The organism is Streptococcus mitis, from assembly GCF_946190335.1.
GTDB classification, from domain to species: domain Bacteria; phylum Bacillota; class Bacilli; order Lactobacillales; family Streptococcaceae; genus Streptococcus; species Streptococcus mitis_CH.
Window position 1 is genome coordinate 1 of the sequence record NZ_CAMHZN010000007.1, and the last position, 25,697, is coordinate 25,697.

The following is a 25,697-nucleotide window of genomic DNA, read 5'->3' on the forward strand; positions in this document are numbered from 1 at the left end:
TTTGCATCTTCCTTAGCTTTTGCTTTCTCTTCAGCTGTTAAGTCGTTGTTCGCATCGATTTCTGCTTCCTTAGCTTTAAGCGCATCGTCTATTGCTTTTTTAGCCGCTGGCTTAGCTACTGGCGTTGGAGTCACTGAAGCTACACTTGTCGCTCCGTCATTTTTAGCTTGTTCCACTCCTGCATTTGTTTTCGCATTGTCGATTGCTTGTTTTGCTGCGTCTGCTTTTGCTTTCACGTCAGCTTTCGCTGCTGTTTTTTCTTCGTCTGTTAAATCTGTACGAGCATTGATCGCATCGTTTTTAGCTTTCAGAGCGTCATCAATCGCTTTTTTAGCCACTGGTTTCGCTTCTGGCGTTGGATTCACTGAATCTACACTTGTTGCTCCATCGTTTTTAGCTTGCGTTACCGCGTCATTTGTTGTTGCATTATCGATGGCTTGTTTCGCTGCATCTGCTTTGGCTTTCGCATCTTCCTTAGCTTTTACTTTTTCTTCTGCTGTTAAGTCATTGTTTGCGTCAATCGCATCGTTCTTAGCTTTAAGTGCGTCATCTATTGCTTTTTTAGATGCTGGTTTTGCTTGCGCTGTTGGATTTACCGAGTCTACTGATGTTGCTCCATCATTTTTAGCTTGCGTTACTGCGTCATTTGTTGTTGCATTATCGATTGCTTGTTTCGCTGCGTCGGCTTTTGCCTTCGCATCAGCTTTCGCTGCTGTTTTTTCTTCAGCTGTTAAGTCGTTGTTCGCATCGATTTCTGCTTCTTTTGCTTTAAGCGCATCTTCCACTGCTTTTTTAGCAGCTGGTTTTGCTTGCGCTGTTGGAGTTACTGAGTCTACACTTGTTGCTCCATCGTTTTTAGCTTGAGTTACTGCATCGTTTGTTGTTGCGTTGTCGATTGCTTGTTTCGCTGCGTCTGCTTTCGCTTTCGCGTCAGCTTTCGCTGCAGTTTTCTCTTCGTCTGTTAAGTCGTTGTTCGCATCGATCGCTTCGTTCTTAGCTTTAAGCGTATCATCGATTGCTTGTTTTGCAGTCGGTTTAGCTGCTGGTGTTGGAGTTACTGAGTCTACTGATGTTGTTCCATCTGTCTTAGCTTGGTCTACACCTGCGTTTGTTTTTGCGTTGTCGATTGCTTGTTTCGCTGCGTCTGCTTTCGCTTTTGCATCTTCCTTAGCTTTTGCTTTTTCTTCAGCTGTTAAGTCGTTGTTCGCATCAATCGCATCGTTCTTAGCTTTAAGCGCATCGTCTATTGCTTTCTTAGCTTCTGGTTTCTTAACTGCTACTGGATTTACTGAATCTACCTTTGTTGCTCCATCGTTTTTAGCTTGAGTTACTGCATCATTTGTTGTTGCGTTATCGATAGCTTGCTTCGCTACGTCTGCTTTTGCTTTCGCGTCTTCCTTAGCTTTTGCTTTTTCTTCAGCTGTTAAGTCGTTATTCGCATCGATTGCGTCATTCTTAGCTTTAAGCACATCGTCAATTGCCTTCTTAGCTGCTGGTTTTGCTTGCGCTGTTGGATTTACATTATTTACTTCTGTTGTTCCGTTAGCATTAGCTTGCGTTACTGCGTCATTTGTTGTTGCATTATCGATGGCTTGTTTGGCTACGTCTGCTTTAGCTTTCGCATCTTCCTTAGCTTTTACTTTTTCTTCTGCTGTTAAGTCATTGTTTGCATCAATCGCATCGTTCTTAGCTTTAAGTGCGTCATCTATTGCTTTTTTAGCTGCTGGTTTTGCTTGCGCTGTTGGATTCACCGAATCTACACTTGTTGCTCCATCGTTTTTAGCTTGCGTTACCGCGTCATTTGTTGTTGCGTTATCGATTGCTTGTTTCGCTGCATCTGCTTTGGCTTTCGCATCTTCCTTAGCTTTTACTTTTTCTTCTGCTGTTAAGTCGTTGTTCGCGTCAATCGCATCTTTCTTAGCTTTAAGTGCGTCATCTATTGCTTGCTTAGCAGCTGGCTTAGCTACTGGCGTTGGAGTTACTGAGTCTACACTTATTGCTCCATCATTTTTAGCTTGAGTTACTGCATCGTTTGTTGTTGCGTTGTCGATGGCTGTTTTCGCTGCGTCTGCTTTTGCTTTCGCGTCAGCTTTCGCTGCAGTTTTCTCTTCGTCTGTTAAGTCGTTATTCGCATCGATTGCTGCTTCTTTTGCTTTTAAAGCTTCATCTACAGCATTTTTTGCATCAGTTTTCTTTTGACTTGCTTGCGGATTAACACTTTCCACATCAGCAACCCCCGATGTTTTAGCACTATCTACAGTTGCGTTTGTTGTTGCACTATCAATTGCTGTTTTTGCTGCAGTTGCTTTTGCTAGTGCAGCTGCTTTTGCCGCTTCTTTTTCTTCAGTTGTTAAATCATTTCTTGCATCAAGTTGTGCTACTTTCGCATTCAGCGCATCTTCAATTGCTTTCTTAGCAGCAGGTTTTGCTACCGCTGTTGGCGTCACTGAATTTACACTTGTTGTACCATCTGTTTTAGCTTGATCTACAGCTGCATTAGTTGTTGCATTATCGATTGCTGTTTTTGCTGCAGTTGCTTTTGCTAGTGCAGCTGCTTTTGCTGCATTCTTCTCTTCTATCGTTAAGGCATTGTTCGCATCAATTGCTACTTCTTTCTCTCTTAAAGCTGTATCGATAGCTGCTTTTGCCGTATCTTTCTTAGTGGATACAGGATTGTCATTGCTAATCGCCGTTGTTCCTGATGTTTTCGCATTATCTAATGCTGCTTTTGTCGTTACCGAGTTATCATTAATTGCTGTTAAAGCTTTCGTCTTATCAGCATTAACTTTTTCGATTGCAGTGGCTTTTTCTTCTGCAGTAGCATTTGTATTCGCATTAATCTCTGCAATCTTATCTTCAGCAGCTTTGTTAACTGCATCAATTGCAGGTTGTTTATTTAAACTTGTGAACTCTGATAAAAGTTTTGTATCAGTTGAACCATCTTTATACGTCACAACAAGGTTTCCACTAGCATCTTTTGTAATCGTAGAAATTCTTGTTGCTTGATTATCGACAGCTTGTCCTCTCTTACTTGTAAGATTTACATCATCGTTAGTTTGAGAGTATTCGATTTTTACTTTTTCCTTAATTTTTTCGAACTCTTCAGCAGTTACATTCGCAGGGTCTACGACACTAACGGTTCCTTCTGGAGCTTTAATATCATATTTTGATGTTTGATTTTTTACAACAAATTCTACATAACCTTCAATTTTTTGGCGTTCTGCTGGATTTGTAGTAGCATTGATTCTTCCATCAAAAGGTGCACTTTCTCCATTATTATCATCTTTAGCAACGATTACACTCGTCCATTTTTGGTCAGCTGTAAGGTTAGTAGTTCCAGTCATTTTAATCGTTGCGGTTTTCTTATCTTCAGAAACAGAACCTTCTCCACTTGATAGAGCACTGTCTGTCACTTTCCCAACTGCTAAACCATAACTAGTTGCGTTATTGTAGTTAACGTCACCAGGACCACGAAGTTTTAGATCTTTAATCTTAGATTCATCCGTTGCAGTGAATGTCAGATCTGTCTCTTCTCCAGAATAGATATAAATATTTCTGTTCGCTTCGTTTGAATATGGAAGATTAACAGTCGGAGGAGTATTTTTTCTAACTATCTCTCCTACTGGTTTCGTCTTCGTAGAGCCGTCTGTAAATGTAACAACAATGTTATTCCCTACTATATTAACCGATTGGATAACATCCTCAGGATGTTCTACCAAAGTTCCACGTTTATCAGCAAATCTTGCATCTTCGTTCGTTGTTGAATATTCTAGTTGAATACTATCTTTGATTTTTTGCAAGTCTTCTGCCGTTGGATTTGTTAAACTACTTACAGAAATTTTTTCATCTGTAGGTTGAGATCTTAGGGCGTATTTTTTAGATTGAGCTTTTAATACTAAGTAGAAATACCCTGGATCTGTAATACTATCCCCTTTTTTAAGATTTTCTCTACCTTGGTCATCAACTACCTGAACATAACGAGTACCAATGTTTAATGTTTGGGTTTCTTGTTTTGTATAATCTCTGTGTTTTTTCAGCACATCATTTGGACGACCCGTAATGACGATTTTTGCAGGATTTGCTTGACTCGCATCCGATGTTACTCCTGCTGTTTCCGCTCGGTTTATTACCCTAGCTGTGAATCCAAATTCAACATCCAAGTCATTATCCGTACCTGCAACATTAGGAAATCTTTGTCGTGATCCTTTCTTAATAGTTGCATAGCGAATCTTTCCTGTTTCGGAATATACTGGAATTTCTAATGAGAAATGCTCTTCATTATAGATATAGATTTTCTTCTCAGCTGGAATCGAGAACGTGAAATCTACCTTTGGATCTTGATTGACAGCTGCACGGAATGTAGTATCTGCTTCAATCTTACTTCCATTACGGGAATCATTCGCTCCTGTATTTTCAATCGCATTTGATTCTGATGCTTTCTCAGTATTCTCAGCTTCGATACCAACTGTTTCTTTACCCTCAGTAGTATCTGTTGAGACAATTTCTTTTTTCTCAACCGGCTTATTTCTTAGTTTTGAGTTAACAGCAGTTACTAGTTTTTGATAGGCGTTCGTCAACTCTTCTTGCGTGCTCGCGCTCGCTAATGTCGCTTTTGCACTAGCTAACTCAGCAGCTAGACTCGCTACACTTTCCTCAGTCTTATTGGTGTAGGCTCCACTCGAAATCTTACCTTCAATTTCACCAACATAATTTGCAAGTTGATTTTTATATAATTCTGGTTTACTGATTTTTGACTCACTCTGGTTTTCAGCCTTATCCCCACCTTCTCGAGCCAACTCTATTTTACTAGAAGTCTCTTCAGTTACTTTCAATTGATCCGCAGAAACTGCCCCATTTCCTAAAAACATTAAAAAGGCAGCAACCGCTACACTCGCTGCACCAAAACTATATTTACGAATGGAGAAACGCACGATCTTTTCTTTTTTCTGATTCTCAAGGGACTTAACAGTAATCTTGTTCTTCATTTATAATAACTCTTTCTTTCTCAGCATTATATTATATTGATTTTTATATATATTTATAAAACACTATACCATTAATTTTATAATTTTTAAGCTATTTTTGCAAGTTGTTTGAACGATCTCACTATCCATAAAATAAGGAATTACTTCCCACTTCAGTTACTTTTTAGAAAACTAATTTAGATTCATTTTTTCAATAATTATGCTTGTAATTTAACAACCAAAGACTTTAAAAACATAAAAAAGGCAGATTCAGATAAAACTGATCTACCTTTTTATTATTCTATTAGTCTTATCTACTATTTAGTAAACAAATCTCCAGTAAATCCATTAGATTTTTGTAAGAGTTGTTTATAAACTTTCTCTTTCAGACCAACTGTATTTCCAAATCCATTCCCTTTAAGATCTTTCTCAACTGCTTCATCAAATAATTCTTGAAGTCTTGCATAAGTTGAAATTTTCTCACCATTAATTTCAATTTCAACAAAACCTTTTTGAGCTTTCTCATATACTTCATGGTACCAAGCAGATTTCCATTCTTCTAAGTTTTGGAATCTTCCATTTGAAACTTTCTTAATGATGAAATCATCTCCAACATAACCATTGTTTTCTTTCTTAGCAGCATCTTTATATTTATTAGAAGCGTATCCTAAGAAACCATCGAGATAACCAAAGTAACCCCACATACGGAATGTATTATGTTTAAATGAAATAGAACCTACAGTACTTCTACTTGTGTTACCACCATAGATACCTGCCATCATATTAACGGTTTGATAAGCAGTGTCGAAACCTTCTGAACGATAACGTCCATTACCAGGCATTCCATGCTTGGTAACAAAGTTATTGTTTACCAATTGATCAATCGTTGTCAACTTCATGTTTTTCTCTTCATCATTTAAATCACGAAGTTTATCCCATTGATGTGGTTCACCTTTTAGACTGTTACGATCAGCATTCGAACGCCATTCTCGATCCATTTTCTTGAACCACTTATCATTGGTTCCTTCATTTTTCTTAATGACCGCATCAGCTTCTAAGTAATCAAGCATCATCATTGATTCATTATAGTTCTTCATGTAATGATCAATCTTCTGACGACTATCTAGCATATTAGGATTATAGTTATACCATTGATTACCATCATTTTGACGTTCATAAGCCATGTTTAATCCTAAGGCACCATATTCACCATTTGGATTTGAGACTGATGGTGATTGTAACATACCTTGAGCAAAGGCTTCAACGTCTGTTCCTTCACGGTGACGCCATGTTCCTAAGTAGGCCATACGGTCATTGATATGAGTTGTTTCGTGAGTGAATGCAGATGTACCAAAATCACTAATCATACTAGAGATGATATAATATACAGCCTCTTGTGGTTGTGGATTTTGGAAGATATAAGCGTATGCACCCATTCCATTGTATCCGTGCCACTTATCAGTCGGACCATAGAATTCACGAATTGGAGCAAAATCACCTTTCTTCGTATGTCCCATACGGTCAACCCAACCAAGACCTGGTACATCATGATTATCCCAAATGGCAGATGGTACCATATTTTCACTCTTAAGAAGATTATTTCGTACATTATCTGCAGCAAGTCTTGACCAGAAGTCTAAATAATTGATTTGTTCTTGCGCACGTAAATCAACTTGCTTTTTGAACGCTTTACGTTCTTCTGCTGTGTTCTTACCGTATTTCTCAAATGAACTAAAGGCAATGGTATTATAGGTTGTAATTAAGATCATATGCGCTTTCTTCAAATTCAAAAGTGGTAAAATATAACGTCCGTGATGTCCATTATTAATTACTTCATACAATTTATGTTTCTTATTCGCAAAATCAGGATTTGATGATTGTTTCTCAACAACATAAGCATTGTCTGCAATGTTATTCTTGAACCAAGTATTCATATCTGTTTCACTAGTGAATAATTCCATGTTGTACTTCAGGAATTCGTGTAAGTTAGCTTTACCAGTAGCACTTGCAAGAGCTCTGTTAAATGCATCGTGTGATTGATCACCTTTTAGGTTATTACCATTTGATGCGAAGCTGATTAATCTATCAAGTACGCTAACGTTCTTACCGTAGAAATCCGGTTTGAAGGTCATCATATTTTTGATATTTAATCCGTCAAATTTAATTCCATAGTATTGATTTAAGTAAGCCAGAGCTAACATGATTTTAGCTTTGTTATCTTCAACTTTTTTAATCAATGCACGTTTAGCTGCTTCGTCCGTATTTAATTGATGGTCTTCATTTTCAACTAAAGCTTTAACTAAAGCATCAAGATTATCTTTTACTTCTTTGAAGCTTTCTTCCATGTATAACATCTTAGGATTGTTATTAATCTTACGAACTTCATCTGAATCAAGTTCAACAGAAGCTAATTTAGCTTTGATATCATTAATCAAATTTGCACGATCTTTAACAACCATGTTTGGTGTATAGACAACATCACCTAATCCTTCAATACTATATTCACGAACTTGTTGAACCTTAGATTCTTTTTGTGTAATAGCCTTAATTTCTTTCGTCTTATCAGCGTAATGAATCATAATATGGTCAGCATCTGATAAATCAGTCACAAATTGTCCATCTTTCATACCTGTAACAGATAAAACTTCCGTATTTAGTAATTTAGAATCTGCAGGAATCTTGTTACCTTGGTTTATAATCCACTCTTTATTGTAGAATGGTTGAAGTTTTTCAATATTACGGTAAGCAAGTTCACGAGATACGTCATAATCTTGAGTAGATTTGTAAGTATCTGCTTTTGCTGCCTTATGGTTTAACTTATCTACAAAATGTTCAGTTATTGTATATTCATGTGCAGTAATTCCCATTTTAGCAATTCTGGCATCAGCTTCTTCTTGGGAAACACCTTTCCAACGACTAGAGCGAGAATATGATTGTTTACCTTCACTTACACCATTAACGAATACATTATTATTTCGAACCCAGTTTGCACCAAAGTAATCATCATCCTCTGCATCACGAGAACCGTAAAGAATCTCACCACCATTCTTCACTTTCATCATGGTAACGTTATTTTCAGCAAGCCCCCACGACCAGTTAGAATGAAGCAGACCACCTGTTTCAAGAGGTTCTTTCACATCAATCGTACCTTTTGCCACTGAATTCTTCAGACGTCCCCATGCACTAACGTCCATTGGGTTATCACCGTGATTCAATTTAGCAACAAGGCCACCGACCTTAGCTTTATTCCCTTTAATATATGCATCAATGTAAGAGGTGTCTGTGTTACTTCTCCAGCTTTCGCTAACAAGGCCACCAGACCACCATCCTGCATTACCTACACTTGTAATGTTACCAATAAAGGCTACATTACGCATATTGGATTCATCCAGTTTATTGACCATACCAGTAACATCATTGTTACCTACAACATTACCTGTTACTTTAATGTTTTCAATCGTTGACTTTTTAAACATCTCACCAAGCGGTGCTGTCTTATTAGCCCAAGGCATGTTGATATCGACATTACCTAGATTGAAGTCATGAATATGAGCGTTTTCAACTCGGTTGAATAGTGGACGCGCTAGGTTATGAATTGTAAAGCGGTTATCCCCATCACTAGACAACTTACCTTTAAACGTTCCTGTTACATACTGTTTACTTGGTGTTGGAACATTGGCAGCATTCAAATCTGCACCAAGTTTAAACTCACCAGTTGGGTCTTTTTGCATATCCTCAATGAGTTCTTTAAAGTTGTAATAGACATTTCCAATCTTTGGTAATTGTTTTTCAAAGTAATGTACATACTCTTCGCTTAGTGTGTTGTCAGAATTCCGTTGAATCAAATCAGGTGCTTTGGCAGTGACTTTGTATAAGGTTTTTCCGTCTTTTTCTACTTCTTCAATCTTATCAACGGCCAGTCTTGTAACTTTGTTGTCGTGAGTTGTAACTCGTAGGTAAAGTGGAGCAAGATCAGCTGGTTTTTCTGTCAGCAAACTAGTATCTGTTTCGTTACCATCAGCGTCCACACTCATCAAGCTTGTTTCTTTGATGTTTTTGATTTCAACTTTTTTGAGGTCAATTCTTAGCGGTTCTTCTTTTAGAACTTCTTCCTCATCACCCTCACCACGGTCATAAACCATCTTCGTTTCAAGTTTATAATCCTTGTAGTACTGCAAATCTGTCAGGGTCGTTGTCAAGTCGTCTGGTGAAACATTCCAGGTTTTCACAATCTCATCACCTTTTTTCAGAGTTAGTGTGATAGATTTAATGGCCACCTTACTTGGATTTTCTAGACTGTATTTAACATCTGAAGTACGCTTCAAATCCTTAGGTTCAACTGCTGTGATGGTCAATACTGGTTTTTCAAAGCTCTTGGTACCACGTTTCAAAATTTTATCTTGAGGTGCCTCAATGATTTCCTCTGTAACTTTTGGAGCGTCTTCTGTTTTAACTCCCTTAATGGTATTAAAGGTCTTGGTGATTTTTTTCTGGCCTTCTTTTCCTTCTTGAGCTACAACTTCTAAGCCTTTTTTCAGTTGGTCATCTTCTTTAACAACTTCCTTAAATGGAATCTTTTCAAGACTTTCTTCTACAAGAGTTCCTTCAATTGGTTTTGTACCACGACTTACCTGTTGGTTTACAGGCTCCTTGGTAACTTCTGTGCTAGTTGAAAGAACTTGGTCAGTTTTGACACCTTCTACCGTTTTATAGGTTGTTTTTGTAACTTGACTTCCTTTTTCACCATTTCTTACGACAGTTTCTTCGTCCGTATACTTAGTTGTATCCTCAGTCGTTTCAGTTTTGTAGTCTAGGTCTGTAGTCGATGTTTCAACAAGGGTTCCCTCAGTTACTTTGTACTCAGGTAACTGTTCTTGTACAAGGGCTTGACCTGCTTTACCTTCCTCTTGGGTACCTTTTACTTCGATTGGAGCTTCTGGTAAGGTTGGTTGTGTTAAGGCTTGGCCTTCTTTGCCTTCCTCTTGGGTACCTTTTGCTTCGATTGGAGCCTCTGGAAGTTCTGGTTGTGTTAGAGCTTGACCTGCTTTGCCTTCTTCTTGGGTCCCCTTCGTTTCAACTGGAGCCTCTGGTAATTCGGGTTGTGTTAATGCTTGGCCTACCTTACCTTCTTCTTGCGTACCTTTAGCTACTTGGTGAGTTGGTTCGGCTTGTGGTGCTGGAGTTGGGGCAGGTTGCACCTCTTTCTTAGTTCCGACTGCAATAACTTGCGACACAGGATTTTGGACTACTTGGTCTTCGATGACTTCTCTAACTTCTTGACCGTTGACCATCAATACTTTAGTTACAAGGCGACGCTGACCATTTACTCCAGCTGTGACGATACGAGTCTGTCCTTCTGCTAGATTCGCATCTGGATTTGTGACTGTTTCAAACGGAATCTCCACCAAGCTCACTTCCAGTCTGGTCTGAGGCTTTTCAGAAACTGGTTTTTCTTCAACAGCAGGAGCAACCGGAGTTTGTGCCACAGGTTTTTCAACAACAGGTTCGGTAGTGATAGCAGGTTTTTCGACGACAGTTTCTGAAGCAACAGCAGGTCTTTCTTGAACTACTTCTGTTTTCTCGATTTCATTTGCACTTTGCTTTTCGACTGGCAACTGAGGCTTCTCAGCTGAATCCGGTGTTGATGGATGGAGTTCTGCTTCCTTAAAGTATCCAAAGTATTCATAGCCTTCGATGTGAATAATCCCTTCAGCCAATCCTTCATGTGTAGAGGCCGAAATAGTTTGGTTATAAGAAAGCAATTCTTTATTTTCAAATGCAAATGTCCCGTAAGGTACAAAGGTGCTGGCTCCTAAAGAACCAATCAAGAGAACACCTAGAACTTCTCTACGACCTTTTTTAGACACCAAAAAGACTGCTAGAGAAGCCGTTGCCATTCCAAGACCTGCTAGGGCTAGCTCCTTACTTCCCGTGTATGGAAGTTGTTGACTGGTAGTTACCTTCTTGCGATAAACTACATAAAGAATATCATCATCTTGAAATTCTGTAGGAACCTCATGGTGAATCAGGGCTTTTTCAGACTCAGTCAATTCCTGCTCCGCCAAATAACGGTAATGAACGCTATGAGCTCCACCAACTTCATTGGCTTGCACCTTATCTACTGAAAAAGTACTAGCACCAAAAAGGAAGGCCCCGATGGCTACAGGACCTACCCCAACAGTTAGCTTACGAATCGAATATTTGGTGATTTTTTCTAGTTGTTGTTTTGTTTTTCTCATTCTCACGACTTTCTAATAGAATCTTGCGGGTAATGCGCACGCGCACCTCCGATTAATTTGGGACGGCTTGCTAAAGCCGTTACATGAGCATGCCCAATCTCTCTCAAAAGAGGGCGAATCGGAACCTGAACATGCTTAACATGCATGCCAATTGCAGTGTCTCCGATATCCAATCCAGCATGAGCCTTGATAAATTCAACCTCAACTGGATCTTGCATAAACTTGAAGGCTGCCAACTGACCTGAACCTCCTGCATGGAGATTTGGAAGGACACTGACGATTTCCAGGCCAAACTGCTCTGCCACCTGACGTTCAATAACGAGGGCCCGATTGACATGTTCACAACCTTGAACAGCTAGATGAATTCCATTTTCTTCTAGGATATCTAGGATGGTCTTCACAATGATTTCCCCAATTTCTTGGCTGGATTCCTTTCCAATCTGACCACCTATCACTTCACTAGAAGAAAGGCCCAAAACAAAGATAGATCCTTGCTTCAAATTGGCCTTTTCTAATACATCTTTTACAATCTGGCTTGTTTCTCTTTGAATGTCTTTTTCCTTCATACTTGATACCTCTTTTGTCACTATCTATCATATCGTTTTTTCTACGTTTTAGCAAGATAGACAACCTAGAATGCTTGCCCAATTACGCATAAAACTCCCAGAATTGAGTGGGAGTTAGCTAGTTTCTATTCTATTTATGTATATTTCAACTGTCGTCCCTTTTGAGGGAATAGAATCAATCTTCATTTGGTAATCTTCTCCAAAATGAAGTTTGAGCCGTTGGTCAACGTTTTGAAGACCAACTCCCCCACGTTTGAGTTGACTTTGACTACTATCGCTAGCATCTTGGAAACCAACCCCATCATCCTCAATGCGGATGACTAGTCCTGTCTCCTGTTTCTGGACAGAAACTCTAATATGTCCCTGACCTTCCTTCTCCTTGATACCATGGTAAAGGGCATTCTCTACCAAGGGTTGTAACACCAACTTGGGCAAGACTAGATGATCAAAGGCAGGATTTTCATCAATCTCATATTCCAGATTATCTCCATAGCGTTGTTTCTGGATAAAGAGATACTGGCGGACATGATTGATTTCGTCAGACAGGCAAATCAAATCTTTACCCTGATTGAGCGCTAAGCGGAAGTAGGTAGCCAAAGACTTGGTCACCTGCACCACACGCTGACTATCCTGAAATTCAGCCATCCAGATAATAGTGTCCAAGGTGTTATAGAGAAAATGCGGATTAATCTGGCTCGACAAGGCTTGAAGTTCATACTGACGGGTTGTTTCTTCCTGCCTTCGAATAGCTACCATCAACTGATCAATCTGATCCAACATGGCATTGAACTGGCGAGTCACCTCTCTCAATTCATAAGCACCCGCTTCCTTGGAACGAAGATTCTGATTACCAGAAGCAATCTCCAGCATGATTTCTCTCAAGTCATTCAGAGGAGCAATCCAGCGTTTAAGACTAAGCCACACCAAGCAGAGACAGGCAAGAAGAGATGTGAAACTGGCTCCAAGCAAGGTCCACATGAGTTGACTCCGAACCTGGTCTAACTTCTCCAACGAAGACACGCCAAGCACCGTCCAATCAGTTCCAGCAATCTTTTCTTGACTGACATAGGATTGGTGGTCTGGAGTGTAACCCTGCCCTGTCTTAATATAGGGTTTCATGGCCTCCATTTCGATAGACGAACTATAAACTGTATGTTGAGGATGATAAACAAATTCATGGTTTTCATTGATGATAAAGGCAAAGCCCTGCTGACCTAACTGAAGTTGATTGAGATAGGCTTCCAGCGTTTCATATGAAATATCCAAACGAAGCACGCCCAGATTGGCTCCCTTTGCATCAAGAAGTTCTTGAGTGACAGAAATGACCCACTGACTATCTGATTTACGAGCTGGAGTTAAAACTGGTTTAGCTCCCTGATGAATGGCCTTTTGGTACCAATCTTCATTCATCATATCTGAGGAAGTTTTCATCTGCACAGTGTCATCTGTAGAAATGAGCTGACCAGACTTGGTTACCAGCACAACAGTTTTCAAATCCTGGTCTGACTTTAAGATGGTAAAAAACAGATCTCGAATTCCCTTGATCTTGTCTTGACTGGGATTCTCAGCATAGGATAAAACATCTGCCTGCTGGGTCAAACTAGTCGAGGTGGTTTCTAATTTTTTGATATAAGACTGGATAAAGTGGCTAGTCTGACTGATAGTCGTTTGGCTATTGCCTTCAATGGTAGCCTCAATGGCTGAAGAACTCGATTGATAGTAGAAAGTCCCGACCAGAGCTAGGAGAATGAGAAAGACCAGAAAGATAGAAATAACCATTCTGACTAGGAGAGAAGAACGCTTCATCGACCTTCCCCCTTCTTAAACTGACGAGGTGTCACACCTGCAATCTGTTTAAAACGTTGGGTAAAATAGTTCATATCTTCAAAGCCAACCTTTTCGGCTATCTCATAAATCTTCAGATCTGTAGTTAAAAGCAAGAGCTTAGCTTGTTTGACACGTTCTCTCACCAGATAATCCTGAAAAGGCAGGCCCAACTCTTTCTTAATCAAAGAACTCAGATAAGTCGGACTAAAGCCCAAGTCACTGGCTAAAGACTTTAAACTAAACTGGCTATCAGCCAGATGAGACTGGATCTTCTGGGCCATATTTCCTTCAAACTTATCGGTCAATAAATCTTGTAACTGCTCTTCCTTTTCTTCCTTGTCCAACTTTTGCTTGATTTTCCCCAACATTTCCTCAATATCCTGACGAGAAAAGGGCTTAAGCAGGTAGTCATCCACACCGAGTTTGACAGCAGACAAAGCATAATCAAAATCATCATAGCCTGTTAAAAAGACCAAATGCACCTGAGGATAGGTTTCTCGTACCAGACTGGCCAACTGGATGCCATTCAGCTGAGGCATATTGATATCGGTTAAAATAATATCTGGCACCTGTTTTTGGACCAAGTCCCAAGCCTGTCTTCCATTTTCAGCCTGACCGATGATTTCCATATCGTAGGCTGCTACATTGACCAGTTTGGTCAAGCCTTGTCTTACCAGATATTCATCTTCTACGATTAAGATTGTATAGGTCATGCTTCTCTCCTTTGTCACTTACTAGTATCAGTATAGCAAAATTCTCCTCTAACTGCTTAGGAAAGCCTTCTTAATCGACATAATCTAGTAAATAAGCGTAGCCTTTTTCTTCCATTTGATCTTTGGGAATAAAGCGGATAGAGAGACTATTAATACAGTAGCGCAAGCCACCCTTGTCCTGTGGGCCGTCCGTAAAAACATGGCCAAGGTGAGAATCTCCAACTCGGCTCCGCACTTCCATGCGTGTCATATTGTAAGACTTATCTTCTTTGTAAGTAGCAACATCTGGACTGATTGGTTGGGTGAAACTAGGCCATCCGCAACCAGACTCAAACTTGTCCTTTGATGAAAAGAGAGGTTCACCAGTTGCCACATCCACATAGATACCAGATTCAAATTTATCCCAGTAGCGGTTTGAAAAAGCCCGTTCTGTTTGATTTTTCTGGGTAACTGCATACTCCTCAGGTGACAAAGTCTTTTTCAATTCCTCATCACTTGGTTTGGGATATTTGCTGGCATCAATGACGGGATAGGCTGCCTGATTGACATTGATATGGCAGTAGCCATTTGGATTTTTCTTGAGATAGTCTTGGTGGTAATCTTCTGCCACTACAAAATTCTTCAAGGCCTCCTTTTCAACTGCCAAAGGTTGATCGTATTTCTTAGCCACCTCATCAAAGACTTGGTTAATCACCTCTAAATCTTTGTCATCTGTGTAATAAACACCAGTACGGTACTGTGTCCCCACATCATTTCCTTGTTTATTTTTGCTGGTTGGATTGATAATACGGAAATAATGAAGCAGGATTTCCTTGAGGGAAATTTGATTAGCATCATAGGTGACATGGACTGTTTCTGCATGCCCTGTTTGGTTGATCAATTCGTACTTGGTTGTTTCCCCTCTACCATTTGCATAGCCTGAAACGGCATCTGTCACTCCGGGAACGCGTGAGAAGTATTCCTCCACTCCCCAGAAACAACCTCCAGCCAGATAAATTTCGTGTAAGTCTGCATCTTTACTAACTTCTGTTTTTTTCACTGTTTTTCCTCCTTGGCTAACTGCCGCTTTCTCAATTTGAGAGCTATCTGTCCGTCCTGCATTTCGCATCAATAGAAAATAGAAACCGGTTATGGCTAGGAAAAAGATTCCTGCCAAGACAAACAATTTTACTTTATCATTCATGACCTTTCGCTACCCCATTTCTTTTAATGTTTTTAAAATCATATCCTTATCCATAAAACCAGGTTGAGTTTTGACTAGCTTACCTTCCTTGTCTATAAAGGCTTGAGTTGGGTAAGAACGAACGCCATAACTTTCTAAAAGTTTACCTGATGGGTCAATTAGAACTGGGAAATTTTTATAATCCAAGCCCTTGTACCAGTTCTTAAAGTCCGATTCTGCTTGTTCCCCCTTGTGTCCAGGAGAGACCACTGTCAAGACAACATAATCATCACCAGCATCCTTAGCAATTTCATCGGTATCTGGAAGACTGGCTAGACAGATGGAACACCAAGAAGCCCAGAATTTGAGATAGACTTTCTTACCCTTATAATCAGACAAGCGGTAGGTCTTGCCATCTACTCCTGTCAGTTCAAAATCAGCAACCGCCTGACCTTTAGTCGCAGTTTGCGAACTAACTTGTTCTGTTTTTGTTTGCTCCTTCATAGTAGATTCGTCTGACATATTTTTAGCCGAACAGGCTGCCAAGCAACAGATTGAGCCTACTCCAAGGAGACATGTTTGCCATTTTTTCATTTCTTTTTCCTCTCTATTCAAATAATGTAGTCAAAATGGAAGCATTTCCCAAAAGCACCAAGATTCCCATCACGATAATGAGGAAACCACCCACTTTTTTGAGGGTCCTTAGATAGGGATGAAGTTTTCGGAAATGTTTCAAAACATAGCTGGAGGCTAGAGCTAGAACCAAAAATGGTAGCGCTAGACCCAGCGTATAGATTAACATGAGACCAGCTCCCTGCCAAGCACCTGAACCACCTGAAGCTGCTAAAGCCAAAACAGAGCCAAGAACCGGCCCCACACAAGGCGTCCAAGCAAAACTAAAGGTCAACCCCAGTAAAAATGCCTGACTATAGCCCTTACCCTTTTGCCCCTGTCTCTGTAATTGTATCCTTCTTTCCTTGTAGAGTCCCTGAAAATGTAAGACTTCCATCTGGTGCAAGCCTAAGAGAATGATAACCGCACCCGTCACATACTGAAACCAAGAGGCATACAAAAGGTCTCCTAAAAAACCAGCACCATATCCCAGTAAGATAAAGATAAAAGAAATACCCGCTATAAAGGCCAGAGTTCGCAATAAACTAACAAGTGAGATTGAAAATTTGCCACTAGAATCCTGAGCACCATCTTTGTCATCCAACAAGACCCCTGCATAGACCGGTAACAAGGGTAAGATACAAGGAGAAAAGAAGGAAAGAATTCCAGCAAGAAAAACACTGATAAAAAAGATTATATTCTCCATTGCCTTCCTCCATTCTTTGATTTGATAGGACTATTATAGACCCAAAACTCCAGAAAAAACAGGGACAATGATAGGGAAAAATAGGAATTTAATCAGGTTATGTAAAAAATGTTGCAAAAAAAGCCAGACACAGTCTGACTTTGATGGAAACTGAAAAGAAAATTCACTAGTCTTCCCTACTTATCTGATAATAAATCAGATCCGCAAGATAGTCTTTTCTCTCTACACCATTGGTAATAGTCTTTAGATAGGACATTCCAGCCTTCTCCATGACACGACCTGAAGCTGGATTGAGACTAGCATATCGTGCTCTGACATCTTGAAAACCTGCTTGAGTAAAACAAAAGTCCAATACAGCTTTCAAGGCCTCTGTCATCATACCATGACCCCAGTATTTCTTGCCTAACACATAGCCAATTTCACAAGAAGAATCGTTCTCATCTATTGCAACGATGCTGATATCTCCTATCACCTGCTCCGGGTTTTCTTTGAGACAAATGGCCCATTTGTAATAGTTGGGATTAGCATAGGAAACAACCCAACTTCGAATCGAATTTCGAGTGATTTCGACATTAGAATGGGGATCCCAAGTGACGTAGGTTAGATTCTCAGCGGATGAAGCCCAATTCTGAAACATGGCTTCTGCATCACTTTCCAAAAATCTTCGCAAGATTAAACGATCTGTCTGTAATATTTGCGTACCGATTGATTTCATGACGCTACCTCGCTTTCTGATAGATGATTCTCTGCCCAACCTCAATTTAGATTTACTTTGCTTTTGAATTTCAAGGTAATAAGCGAAAAAGGTCCCCTGGACCTTCCTCGCTTACTTGTTTCCATGCTCAGGGTAAAAACCTCCAGTGGGGGTTTTTCTTGCTTTTTAATTTCAGGGCTCAAGCTAAAAAGGTCCCCCGGACCTTTTTACTCCCAAAAGTCATCAAATACGGTGATGGGTAAGTGGCGTTTGTGTTGACCTTTGTGCCACCAGTTTTCGATAGTCGCTTGAGATTCTGGGCTGATTGTTTTGCCTTCTAGGTAGTCGTCAATCTCTGCATAGGTGACTCCGAGGGCTATCTCGTCAGCCAAACCAGGTTTGTCTTCTTCTAGGTCTGCTGTTGGGATTTTTTCATAAAGGGCTGGATCTGCACCAAGTTCCTGCAAGAGTTGTTTCCCTTGACGTTTATTGAGGCGGTAAAGAGGGAGAATATCCGCACCACCGTCACCAAACTTGGTAAAGAAACCTGTGATATTTTCCGCGGCGTGGTCTGTTCCAATGACCGCTCCACTATGGGCACCAGCAAGGGCATACTGAGCAATCATACGACTACGAGCCTTGATATTGCCCTTGTTAAAATCTGAAACAGGACTACCTGTCGCTTCAACTGCAGCTGTCATGGCATCAGCTGATTCCTTGATATTCACAACCAAGCTGACATCTGGCTGGATAAAGGCTAGGGCCTTTTGAGCGTCTGCTTCATCAGCTTGCACTCCATAAGGCAGGCGGACAGCGATAAATTTGTAGCTGTCGTCTCCCGTTTCTGCTCGCAGTTCTTCCATAGCCAGTTGAGCCAATCGTCCTGCTAAGGTTGAGTCTTGTCCTCCAGAAATCCCTAGTACAAAGGTTTTAAGAAAGGGGTGTTTTTTCAGATATCTTTTTAAGAAATCAATGGAACGACGGATTTCTTCTTGGGCATCAATCACTGGTTTTACGCCCAATTCTTGGATAATCGTTTCTTGCAAACTCATTCTTCTTCTCCTTCACCGAGGGCGTCCTTGCGCATTTTGTCAATCAAGTCCATCTTGTCTTGCCATACATCACGCGCCAAATCCACTGGATAATGCTGCGGATTGAGCACACGCTTGTATTCATCCCAAAGCTTGTCAAATTCCTTACGAGCATAATCCTGAATCTCAGTCAAGCTAGGCAGGTTGTATATCAATTTCCCATCTTTGAAAATATCCACCAAGAGAGGCACGGCATCAAAATTACGAACGGTCTTCTTGATGTATGTATAGGTCGGATGGAACATCTTGATTTCTGTCATGCTGGCAACATCCACACCATCATAGGTAATGTAGTCGCCTTCTGACTTGCCTTTTTCACGACTGGTAATACGCCACACCTGCTTCTTACCTGGCGTAGACACTTTTTCAGCATTATTTGACAGCTTAATCGTATTGCGCATGTTCCCATTTTCATCTTCGATTGCAACAATCTTGTAAACTGCCCCAAGAGCTGGCTGGTCATAGGCTGTAATCAGCTTAGTTCCCACACCCCAGACATCAATCTTGGCCTTTTGCATCTTGAGATTGAGGATGGTGTTTTCATCTAGGTCATTAGAAGCATAAATCTTAGCCTCTGTAAATCCAGCCTCGTCCAGTTGCTGACGGACTTTCTTAGAAATGTAGGCAATATCCCCAGAGTCAATCCGCACACCCATAAAGTTAATCTGGTCACCCAGCTCACGCGCCACCTGAATGGCAGCTGGCACACCGATGCGAAGGGTGTCATAGGTATCCACAAGAAAGACACAGTTTTTGTGGGTCGCAGCGTAAGCCTTAAAAGCCTCATAGTCGTTACCATAAACCTGTACCAAGGCATGGGCATGAGTCCCCAAGACAGGAATATCAAAGAGTTTACCAGCACGCACATTGCTAGTTCCATTGGCACCACCAATCACCGCTGCGCGTGTTCCCCAGATAGCCGCATCCATTTCTTGAGCCCGACGTGTCCCAAACTCCATCAAGGGTTCATCTTCAATGACTGAACGAATACGTGCTGCCTTAGTAGCCACCAAGGTCTGGTAGTTAACGATGTTCAAAAGGGCTGTTTCGACCAACTGACATTGGGCTAGAGAGCCTTCCACCTGCACAATCGGTTCATTAGCAAAAACCAAATCCCCTTCTTGGGCAGAACGAACGGTCAACTCCAACTTGAAATTGCGAAGATAGTCCAAGAATTCCCCATGATAACCAAGCGACTCCAAATAGGCAATATCACTATCTGAAAAACGCAAGTCTTCAAGATAGTTCACAATTCTTTCCAAACCAGCAAAAACCGCATAGCCATTCTTAAAAGGCTGTTGGCGGAAATAAACCTCAAAGACCGCCTTCTTATTGTGAATCCCTTGGTCAAAGTAAACCTGCATCATATTAATCTGGTACAAGTCCGTGTGCAATGTCAAACTATCATCTGGATACATACTTTTCCTACTTCCTTAACTAGAAACACATGAAATTTTTCAAAAACTTTCATGTATTCCAATAAATTAGTACTATTATATCACATTTAGCTGGATTGAGAAAAGAGTAACAAGCTATTCTCCACTCTCCAGTTCATCCATGTCTTGCTCGAACTTTTTCTGAGCCCATTCACCATAGCTCAATGCAACATATATATGTCATTTTGTAAAATTTTATTAACAAAAACTCTCTACCACAAAATAATAGAGAGTTTTCTGCTTATTCAATTGTTTTCAAAACATCTACAGTATCGTAGGATTTCACATCTAATATTGTATTGTCCTCGATATCGTCTAGAAAGATACAATTTATAGATTCTAACCGCTACTTATCGAGAATCTCCTTAAACATTACCCATATCCAGTATTATATCCATCAGTCTGCCTCCATACTTATGTGTGAGTCTCTCTTTGTATCATACCTTCATATTCACCTTACAGATTCTTTTGGTAATAATATCTTTGCCCAATGTAGGGATAGTCTTGCAAAGCAAAGACTTCCTTGTAGCCATGCCTTTTATAAAAATCTGGAGCTTGAAACTGGTAAGTATTAACAAAAGCAAAACGACAGTTTCGATTCTTTGCTTCAGTTTCTGCTTGCTGCAATAATTTTGAACCGATTCCTTGCCCTCGCAATTCCTCTTTCACAAACAAATACTCGATTTCTAGCCAATTTCCGAAAGTCTCAGCTACCAAGCCAGCCATGAGATTGCCCATCTCATCTTCAACATAAAGATTCAGCGGCTCACTTTCAGCCTCTTCTCTTTTGGAACGGTTATAAGCACGAATCAAATTCCCTATTTCTTGTGATTTATGAGATTCCTTATTTTCCAATCTAAAGTACATCTAAACCTCCTCGAAAACGATTACAGCTTGATTATAGTATTATTTCAATAAACTGTCAAACTAGAAAAAACCCACCAAGCTGAGTTGATGAGTTTCAAATCTATTTTCTAAATTTCCACTGGCTGTAAATTCCAAAACCGATAATCCAGATAGCTGATCCGATTGCTCCTACAAATGTAGACTCTTGTAAAAAGAGGGTTACAAAGACAAAGGCAAAGAAGAGCATGGTTAAAGGATTTAAGAAACGATAATGGGGCATGAGGTAGCCATCCGCCATAAAGTCCTGTGACTTGCGGTATTTAAGGTGAGCCACCATAATCAAGATATAGATAGCGATATAGACACCTGATGATGAAGCCGTAATCAAGGCAAAGGCATCCGAAACACCTGGCAAGATATTGATAAAGGCTGCTAGGGCAATCAAAACCGCTGAAGCAATGATGGCATTTTGTGGTACGTTGTGGCGAGAAAGGGTATCTGCCTTGATCGCTTTTAAGAATGGATTTGGCGAATCATGGGCAATTTGGTACAAATGACGCCCTGTTGAATAAAGGGTTGAGTTAAGGGCAGATGCTGCTGAGGTCAAAACGACGAAGTTAATCAAGGCTGCTGCCCACTTGACACCTGCTAACTCAAATACCGTAACAAAAGGTGAATCAGCAGAGGCAAGCTCACGCCAAGGAATGATAGCCATAATGGCTAAGAGGGCACCACCATAGAAAAAGGCGATACGCAAAGGAATTTCCTTAACGGCTTTTGGCAAAACCTGACGTGGATTTTTGGTTTCAGAAGTTGTGACCCCGATAAACTCAATCATGAGGTAGGCAAAGAACACCATCTGGAAGGCCATGACAAAGTTGACTCCACCATTTGGGAAGAGGGAGAAATTGTCGGAAATATTGGCCAAACTTGCTACTCCATGTGGTGTCTTAAAGCCTGTCAAGACCATAAAGACTCCTGTTGCAATCATGGCTAAAATAGCCACAATCTTGACCATAGCGAACCAAAACTCAACTTCCCCAAAGAGCTTCACTGCAATCAGATTGACCAAGGCTAAAATGGTCAAAAATCCAATCTCAATCATCCAACTTGGCCAGCTAGGGAACCAAAACTGAACATAGTGAGAGATAGCTGTGATTTCCGCCATACCGATAAAGACAACGGATAGCCAGTAAGACCAAACTGAGAAATAGCCCCAGCCCTTACCCAAATGGCGCGTGATAAAGTTGATAAAGGTATGTTGCTCAGGGTCTTGGTAGAGCATTTCCCCAACCGCACGCATCATGAGGAACATGAAGGCCCCTGTAATCATATAAATCAGTACAATGGACGGACCTGTTAGGCTAATAGAACGACCTGCTCCCAAAAAGAGTCCTGTTCCGATTGTCCCAGCAATGGCCATAACCTGCACGTGACGATTAGTCAGACCACGCTCCATCTTATTTTTTTTCTTCTTTGAACTCATAACGTCTCCAATTCAATTTAAAATGGAAAAAGGAGTGAGTGAAGCGCACTGCCTCCCCACTCCTTTTTTCTGTTTTTAGGCTGTTTTTTCAACCTTTAAGATTTTTACATCATAGCTACCAACAGGTGTTTCAATGGTTGCTGTATCACCTGTTTTCTTACCAATCAAGGCTTGTCCAATTGGGCTTTCATTTGAAACCTTACCTGCAAAGGCATCTGCACCCGCTGAACCTACGATAATATAAACTTCTTCTTCGTCCTCACCAATTTCTTGGATAGTGACTGTTTTCCCAATCGCTACTTCATCATCGGCAACTGAGTCGCTATTGACGATTTCAGCATAACGGATTTTTGTTTCCAAGCTAGAGATTTGTCCTTCAACAAAGGCTTGTTCATCCTTAGCCGCTTCGTATTCACTATTTTCAGAAAGGTCACCGTATGAACGGGCAATCTTAATGCGTTCTACCACTTCTGGTCGGCGGACCAATTTCAATTCTTCTAATTCTTTTTCAAGTTTTTCCTTTTCCGCAAGGGTCATAGGATATGTTTTTTCTGCCATTTTTCTCAACTTTCTTTCGATAGTATTGAATCTCTATCTGAGATTCTCATTTTTGTAGTCTTAGTTTGAACTACTATTTTGAGTAAGCTTGCTATTGACATGTTCAGCTACATTGCGATCATGTTCTTCCTGAGTAACCGCGTAATAGACTTTTCCATCTGTAACATTGGCTACAAAGTAGAGGTTCTCACTCTTAGTTTGGTTGATACTTGCTTCAATCGCGTCCTGACTTGGACTATCCACTGGACCAGGCATCAAACCAGGTTTTGTATAAACATTGTATGGTGAATTAATCGATGTATCAATTCCAGCATCGTCTGCTAGGCTGATATTTTGGCCAAGTTTCCCTTGAGCATACAAGATTGCAATATTGCTTTGAAGTGGCATACCAAGGTTCAAGCGATTGTAGAAAACACCTGCAATCAACTTACGATCTTCAGTCTTAGCACCTTCTTTTTCAACAAGAGAAGCAATGGTTAACAATTCATTGACTGTCAAGTTTTTAGACTTAATTGCACTATAGTGCGGAGTCAAGGTCTTATCCATAGCTGCCAACATCTCATCAATCAAGCTTTCAATAGTTGTGCTTTCCTTGATAGAGTAGGTTGCTGGGAAAAGATAACCTTCCAAACGGTAACGAGCTCCACTTTCTTTTGTCGGTAAGCTTTCGAGTAGGTTTGGATATTTAGCAGCTTCTTGACTGATAAAGTTGTCATCTTGAATTTTAGCCAAGAAAGCATCCGCAGTCAAAGCTTCTTTAAATTCACCTTGTAGTTGGCCTACAGCTTGGGCGATTTGATCAATTGTATAACCTTCTGGAATCGTTAAATCTGCAAGTGAAGGTTCCTGAGGTTCAGGAGTACCACCTTTCTGGAGTTCCTTAATGATATCCTCTGTACTCATGCTCTTTTGCAAATTGTAATATCCAGCCTTCAAATCTGAATAATTTTTATATTTGGCATAGAAAGCAAAAATCACTCCGTGTTTAATCACACCAGAATTTTCAAGTGCTGAGCCAATCTCTTGGACATTGGCTCCTTCCGGGATTTGAACGGTTACATACTTCTTAGAATTGGCGTCAACTGGTAATAAAGATGATTGAACATACTGATAACCGAAGTAACCACCTGCTGAAATCAAGGCAAGGAAAATCAGTAGAGAAATGAAGAAAGCCTTCAAATGTGATTTTTTCTTCTTGACTGGTTTAACGGTCTCACGATGACTACGACGTGGAGTTTCAGAAACCACTTCAACAGCTTCCGTTTCGACAACCGGTTCAGGTCTTGGCGCTTCTGCTTGTGTCTCTTTTTGTGCTTCAGTCTTATAAGAAACAGCTACTCTTGTTGGAGTTGTGTTCACATCTTTTTCAGCTTTTTTAGGGCGAACTGTTTCTGGTCCCGGAACCGGTCTTGATGGACTTTCTTCAACTGGTGAAGCTGGAACATCTTGACTAGGGTGACGAGGAGTAATCGGAGCTTCTACTCTCGATTCATCTGCCGATGATGCAGGCATATCCTCACTAGGATGTTTTGGAACACGTGGTGCATTCTCCATAATTTTTTCAACAGCTGATAGGGATGCAACCATAACATCTTCATCTGCGAGTTTTGTTTCAGGGACAAATAGAGCTTCTTTTTTCTCTGCAAGTTCAGTGGCCTCTTGGCGAATCCCTTCATAACGTTTTACTTTTTCTAAATCGCGTAAAATCTGCTCTTTAAAGCTTAATTTTTCGTCTTCTCTTGGCTTTTCACTCAAAAGTTTATCCTCCTCGTTGACAATCCATAATATTATATCTTAAAAACGAAAGAAAAGCAACCTAGCATGCTTTTCTAGCTTATTTTTTAGCTTCCCAGACCATATCATACCAGGTTTCCCCTGCAAAGGTTGACTGGGACTGGCCTTCATTGACAAATCCATGTTTTTCGTAGTAGGTGGTGAGATAGTCATGACAGGTTAGGTTAATGCCTTCTCTTTCGTGTTCAAGAGCCAGTTCTTTCAAGGCTGTTAGTAATTTTTGACCAAGTCCAAGGCCCTGTGCCTCCTTGGCAATAGAAAGACAGGTCACAGAGATATAACCACCAGGCTCATGACTATAATCTTCTATATCTTCTGTAAAGGATTGGTCTTGCAGATGGCGGTATGGTCCAACTGGCCCTTCTATATACCCCATGATTCTGCCATCTTTTTCTGCAACCAGAAACGAGGTCTGAATTTCTTGCAAATGCGCCTCAAAAACAGAGCGAGGAATGGCTTCTTCAATCGAGAAATTTTCTAGTTCAATCTCAACGATACGATCCAAATCTTCTAATCTTGCTTTCCTAATTTCCATTTTGCCTCCTAAAAAAAGAGATTAAACCAAATCATACTAAAACCTTGACTAGCTGCATAAAGCGAATCTGTCTCTTCTTCATCAATAAAACCGTTCATTTCAAAATAGGAAAGCAACTCATCCGGACTCTTCAAACGAATAGCTTTGTAATCCAGCTCAACTGCCACATCTTTCAAAGCCGCAAGAAGAAGCATTCCCAATCCCTGTCTCTGATGGTCAGCCTCGATGACTAAAGAATGTATTTCTAGACATTTCGGATTGTGTGGGTAAGGACCACCTAGAACATAGCCTAGAAGCTGATTTTCATCCCTAGCTAGAAGAAAGGTATCCGCAGACTTACGGATACTTTCTTCTAAAATATGGGAAGTAAGGTGCTTTTCAGCTGGAAAAGATGTGGCCTGAAGTGTCTCTATCTCAGCCAAATCAGACTTACTTGCCTGAATAATCTTAATTGGAATTTCCATGGGA

Annotated in this window: 17 protein-coding genes and 1 pseudogene; all 18 read right to left on the bottom strand. The window is 40.5% G+C overall.

Annotation, left to right across the window (positions count from 1 at the left end):
- On the bottom strand, window positions 1-4,985 hold a 4,985-nt coding region (locus tag N8O43_RS09105), incomplete at its 3' end, for a sialic acid-binding adhesin (RefSeq protein ID WP_261090138.1).
- Window positions 4,986-5,281: 296 nt separating this feature from the next.
- On the bottom strand, window positions 5,282-11,203 hold the full coding sequence (locus tag N8O43_RS09110) for a ZmpA/ZmpB/ZmpC family metallo-endopeptidase (protein ID WP_261090140.1): 5,922 nt from the start codon (window positions 11,201-11,203) through the stop codon (window positions 5,282-5,284).
- A gap of 2 nt (window positions 11,204-11,205) precedes the next feature.
- Window positions 11,206-11,769: a TIGR01440 family protein gene (locus N8O43_RS09115; protein ID WP_261090141.1), complete on the bottom strand. Its 564-nt coding sequence runs from the start codon at window positions 11,767-11,769 to the stop codon at window positions 11,206-11,208.
- A 114-nt stretch (window positions 11,770-11,883) separates the two neighbouring features.
- A complete protein-coding gene (locus tag N8O43_RS09120) occupies window positions 11,884-13,575 on the bottom strand; it encodes a cache domain-containing sensor histidine kinase (protein ID WP_261090142.1) in 1,692 nt (563 codons plus the stop codon).
- Complete coding sequence (locus N8O43_RS09125; RefSeq protein ID WP_261090143.1) at window positions 13,572-14,309, bottom strand: response regulator transcription factor; 738 nt, start codon at window positions 14,307-14,309, stop codon at window positions 13,572-13,574. The genes N8O43_RS09120 and N8O43_RS09125 overlap by 4 nt, the downstream gene beginning before the upstream one ends.
- A gap of 70 nt (window positions 14,310-14,379) precedes the next feature.
- A complete protein-coding gene (gene msrB / locus N8O43_RS09130) occupies window positions 14,380-15,492 on the bottom strand; it encodes a peptide-methionine (R)-S-oxide reductase MsrB (RefSeq protein WP_261090144.1) in 1,113 nt (370 codons plus the stop codon).
- Window positions 15,493-15,501: 9 nt separating this feature from the next.
- Window positions 15,502-16,065 carry a redoxin family protein gene (locus N8O43_RS09135; RefSeq protein WP_077805372.1) on the bottom strand — a complete coding sequence of 188 codons (564 nt, stop codon included), beginning with the start codon at window positions 16,063-16,065 and terminating at the stop codon, window positions 15,502-15,504.
- 13 nt (window positions 16,066-16,078) lie between these two features.
- Window positions 16,079-16,789, bottom strand: coding sequence for a thiol-disulfide oxidoreductase-associated membrane protein CcdA2 (gene ccdA2, locus N8O43_RS09140; protein WP_261090146.1), 711 nt, complete (start codon window positions 16,787-16,789; stop codon window positions 16,079-16,081).
- Between the two features lie 166 nt (window positions 16,790-16,955).
- Window positions 16,956-17,504 (bottom strand): GNAT family N-acetyltransferase, encoded by a 549-nt coding sequence (locus tag N8O43_RS09145; RefSeq protein WP_261074239.1) that lies wholly within the window; start codon window positions 17,502-17,504, stop codon window positions 16,956-16,958.
- A gap of 206 nt (window positions 17,505-17,710) precedes the next feature.
- Window positions 17,711-18,535 (bottom strand): ammonia-dependent NAD(+) synthetase, encoded by an 825-nt coding sequence (gene nadE, locus N8O43_RS09150; RefSeq protein ID WP_261090147.1) that lies wholly within the window; start codon window positions 18,533-18,535, stop codon window positions 17,711-17,713.
- Complete coding sequence (locus tag N8O43_RS09155) at window positions 18,532-19,992, bottom strand: nicotinate phosphoribosyltransferase (protein ID WP_261090149.1); 1,461 nt, start codon at window positions 19,990-19,992, stop codon at window positions 18,532-18,534. Before N8O43_RS09155 ends, nadE begins: the two co-directional genes overlap by 4 nt.
- 114 nt (window positions 19,993-20,106) lie before the next feature.
- Window positions 20,107-20,172: pseudogene (locus N8O43_RS09725) on the bottom strand (DUF6773 family protein); the annotation flags it as partial.
- 294 nt (window positions 20,173-20,466) lie between these two features.
- Window positions 20,467-20,877: a GNAT family N-acetyltransferase gene (locus N8O43_RS09160; protein WP_261090150.1), complete on the bottom strand. Its 411-nt coding sequence runs from the start codon at window positions 20,875-20,877 to the stop codon at window positions 20,467-20,469.
- A gap of 100 nt (window positions 20,878-20,977) precedes the next feature.
- Window positions 20,978-22,342, bottom strand: coding sequence for an amino acid permease (locus tag N8O43_RS09165; protein WP_261090151.1), 1,365 nt, complete (start codon window positions 22,340-22,342; stop codon window positions 20,978-20,980).
- A gap of 75 nt (window positions 22,343-22,417) precedes the next feature.
- Window positions 22,418-22,900 carry a transcription elongation factor GreA gene (gene greA, locus N8O43_RS09170; protein WP_000818748.1) on the bottom strand — a complete coding sequence of 161 codons (483 nt, stop codon included), beginning with the start codon at window positions 22,898-22,900 and terminating at the stop codon, window positions 22,418-22,420.
- Between the two features lie 60 nt (window positions 22,901-22,960).
- A complete protein-coding gene (gene mltG, locus N8O43_RS09175) occupies window positions 22,961-24,655 on the bottom strand; it encodes an endolytic transglycosylase MltG (protein WP_261090152.1) in 1,695 nt (564 codons plus the stop codon).
- A 79-nt stretch (window positions 24,656-24,734) separates the two neighbouring features.
- Window positions 24,735-25,229 carry a GNAT family N-acetyltransferase gene (locus tag N8O43_RS09180; protein WP_261090153.1) on the bottom strand — a complete coding sequence of 165 codons (495 nt, stop codon included), beginning with the start codon at window positions 25,227-25,229 and terminating at the stop codon, window positions 24,735-24,737.
- Window positions 25,230-25,237: 8 nt separating this feature from the next.
- Window positions 25,238-25,693 (bottom strand): GNAT family N-acetyltransferase, encoded by a 456-nt coding sequence (locus tag N8O43_RS09185; protein ID WP_261090154.1) that lies wholly within the window; start codon window positions 25,691-25,693, stop codon window positions 25,238-25,240.
- Window positions 25,694-25,697: the final 4 nt, after the last annotated feature.

Excerpts from the sequence above, each read along its gene's own strand:
- N8O43_RS09155 (WP_261090149.1), bottom strand. The coding sequence starts at position 19,992 with ATGTATCCAGATGATAGTTTGACATTGCACACGGACTTGTACCAGATT.
- N8O43_RS09115 (WP_261090141.1), bottom strand. The coding sequence starts at position 11,769 with ATGAAGGAAAAAGACATTCAAAGAGAAACAAGCCAGATTGTAAAAGAT.
- msrB (WP_261090144.1), bottom strand. The coding sequence starts at position 15,492 with ATGAATGATAAAGTAAAATTGTTTGTCTTGGCAGGAATCTTTTTCCTA.
- nadE (WP_261090147.1), bottom strand. The coding sequence starts at position 18,535 with ATGAGTTTGCAAGAAACGATTATCCAAGAATTGGGCGTAAAACCAGTG.
- N8O43_RS09145 (WP_261074239.1), bottom strand. The coding sequence starts at position 17,504 with ATGAAATCAATCGGTACGCAAATATTACAGACAGATCGTTTAATCTTG.
- N8O43_RS09185 (WP_261090154.1), bottom strand. The coding sequence starts at position 25,693 with ATGGAAATTCCAATTAAGATTATTCAGGCAAGTAAGTCTGATTTGGCT.
- N8O43_RS09120 (WP_261090142.1), bottom strand. The coding sequence starts at position 13,575 with ATGAAGCGTTCTTCTCTCCTAGTCAGAATGGTTATTTCTATCTTTCTG.
- N8O43_RS09125 (WP_261090143.1), bottom strand. The coding sequence starts at position 14,309 with ATGACCTATACAATCTTAATCGTAGAAGATGAATATCTGGTAAGACAA.
- N8O43_RS09135 (WP_077805372.1), bottom strand. The coding sequence starts at position 16,065 with ATGAAAAAATGGCAAACATGTCTCCTTGGAGTAGGCTCAATCTGTTGC.
- N8O43_RS09160 (WP_261090150.1), bottom strand. The coding sequence starts at position 20,877 with ATGTACTTTAGATTGGAAAATAAGGAATCTCATAAATCACAAGAAATA.
- N8O43_RS09110 (WP_261090140.1), bottom strand. The coding sequence starts at position 11,203 with ATGAGAAAAACAAAACAACAACTAGAAAAAATCACCAAATATTCGATT.
- N8O43_RS09165 (WP_261090151.1), bottom strand. The coding sequence starts at position 22,342 with ATGAGTTCAAAGAAGAAAAAAAATAAGATGGAGCGTGGTCTGACTAAT.
- N8O43_RS09180 (WP_261090153.1), bottom strand. The coding sequence starts at position 25,229 with ATGGAAATTAGGAAAGCAAGATTAGAAGATTTGGATCGTATCGTTGAG.
- ccdA2 (WP_261090146.1), bottom strand. The coding sequence starts at position 16,789 with ATGGAGAATATAATCTTTTTTATCAGTGTTTTTCTTGCTGGAATTCTT.
- greA (WP_000818748.1), bottom strand. The coding sequence starts at position 22,900 with ATGGCAGAAAAAACATATCCTATGACCCTTGCGGAAAAGGAAAAACTT.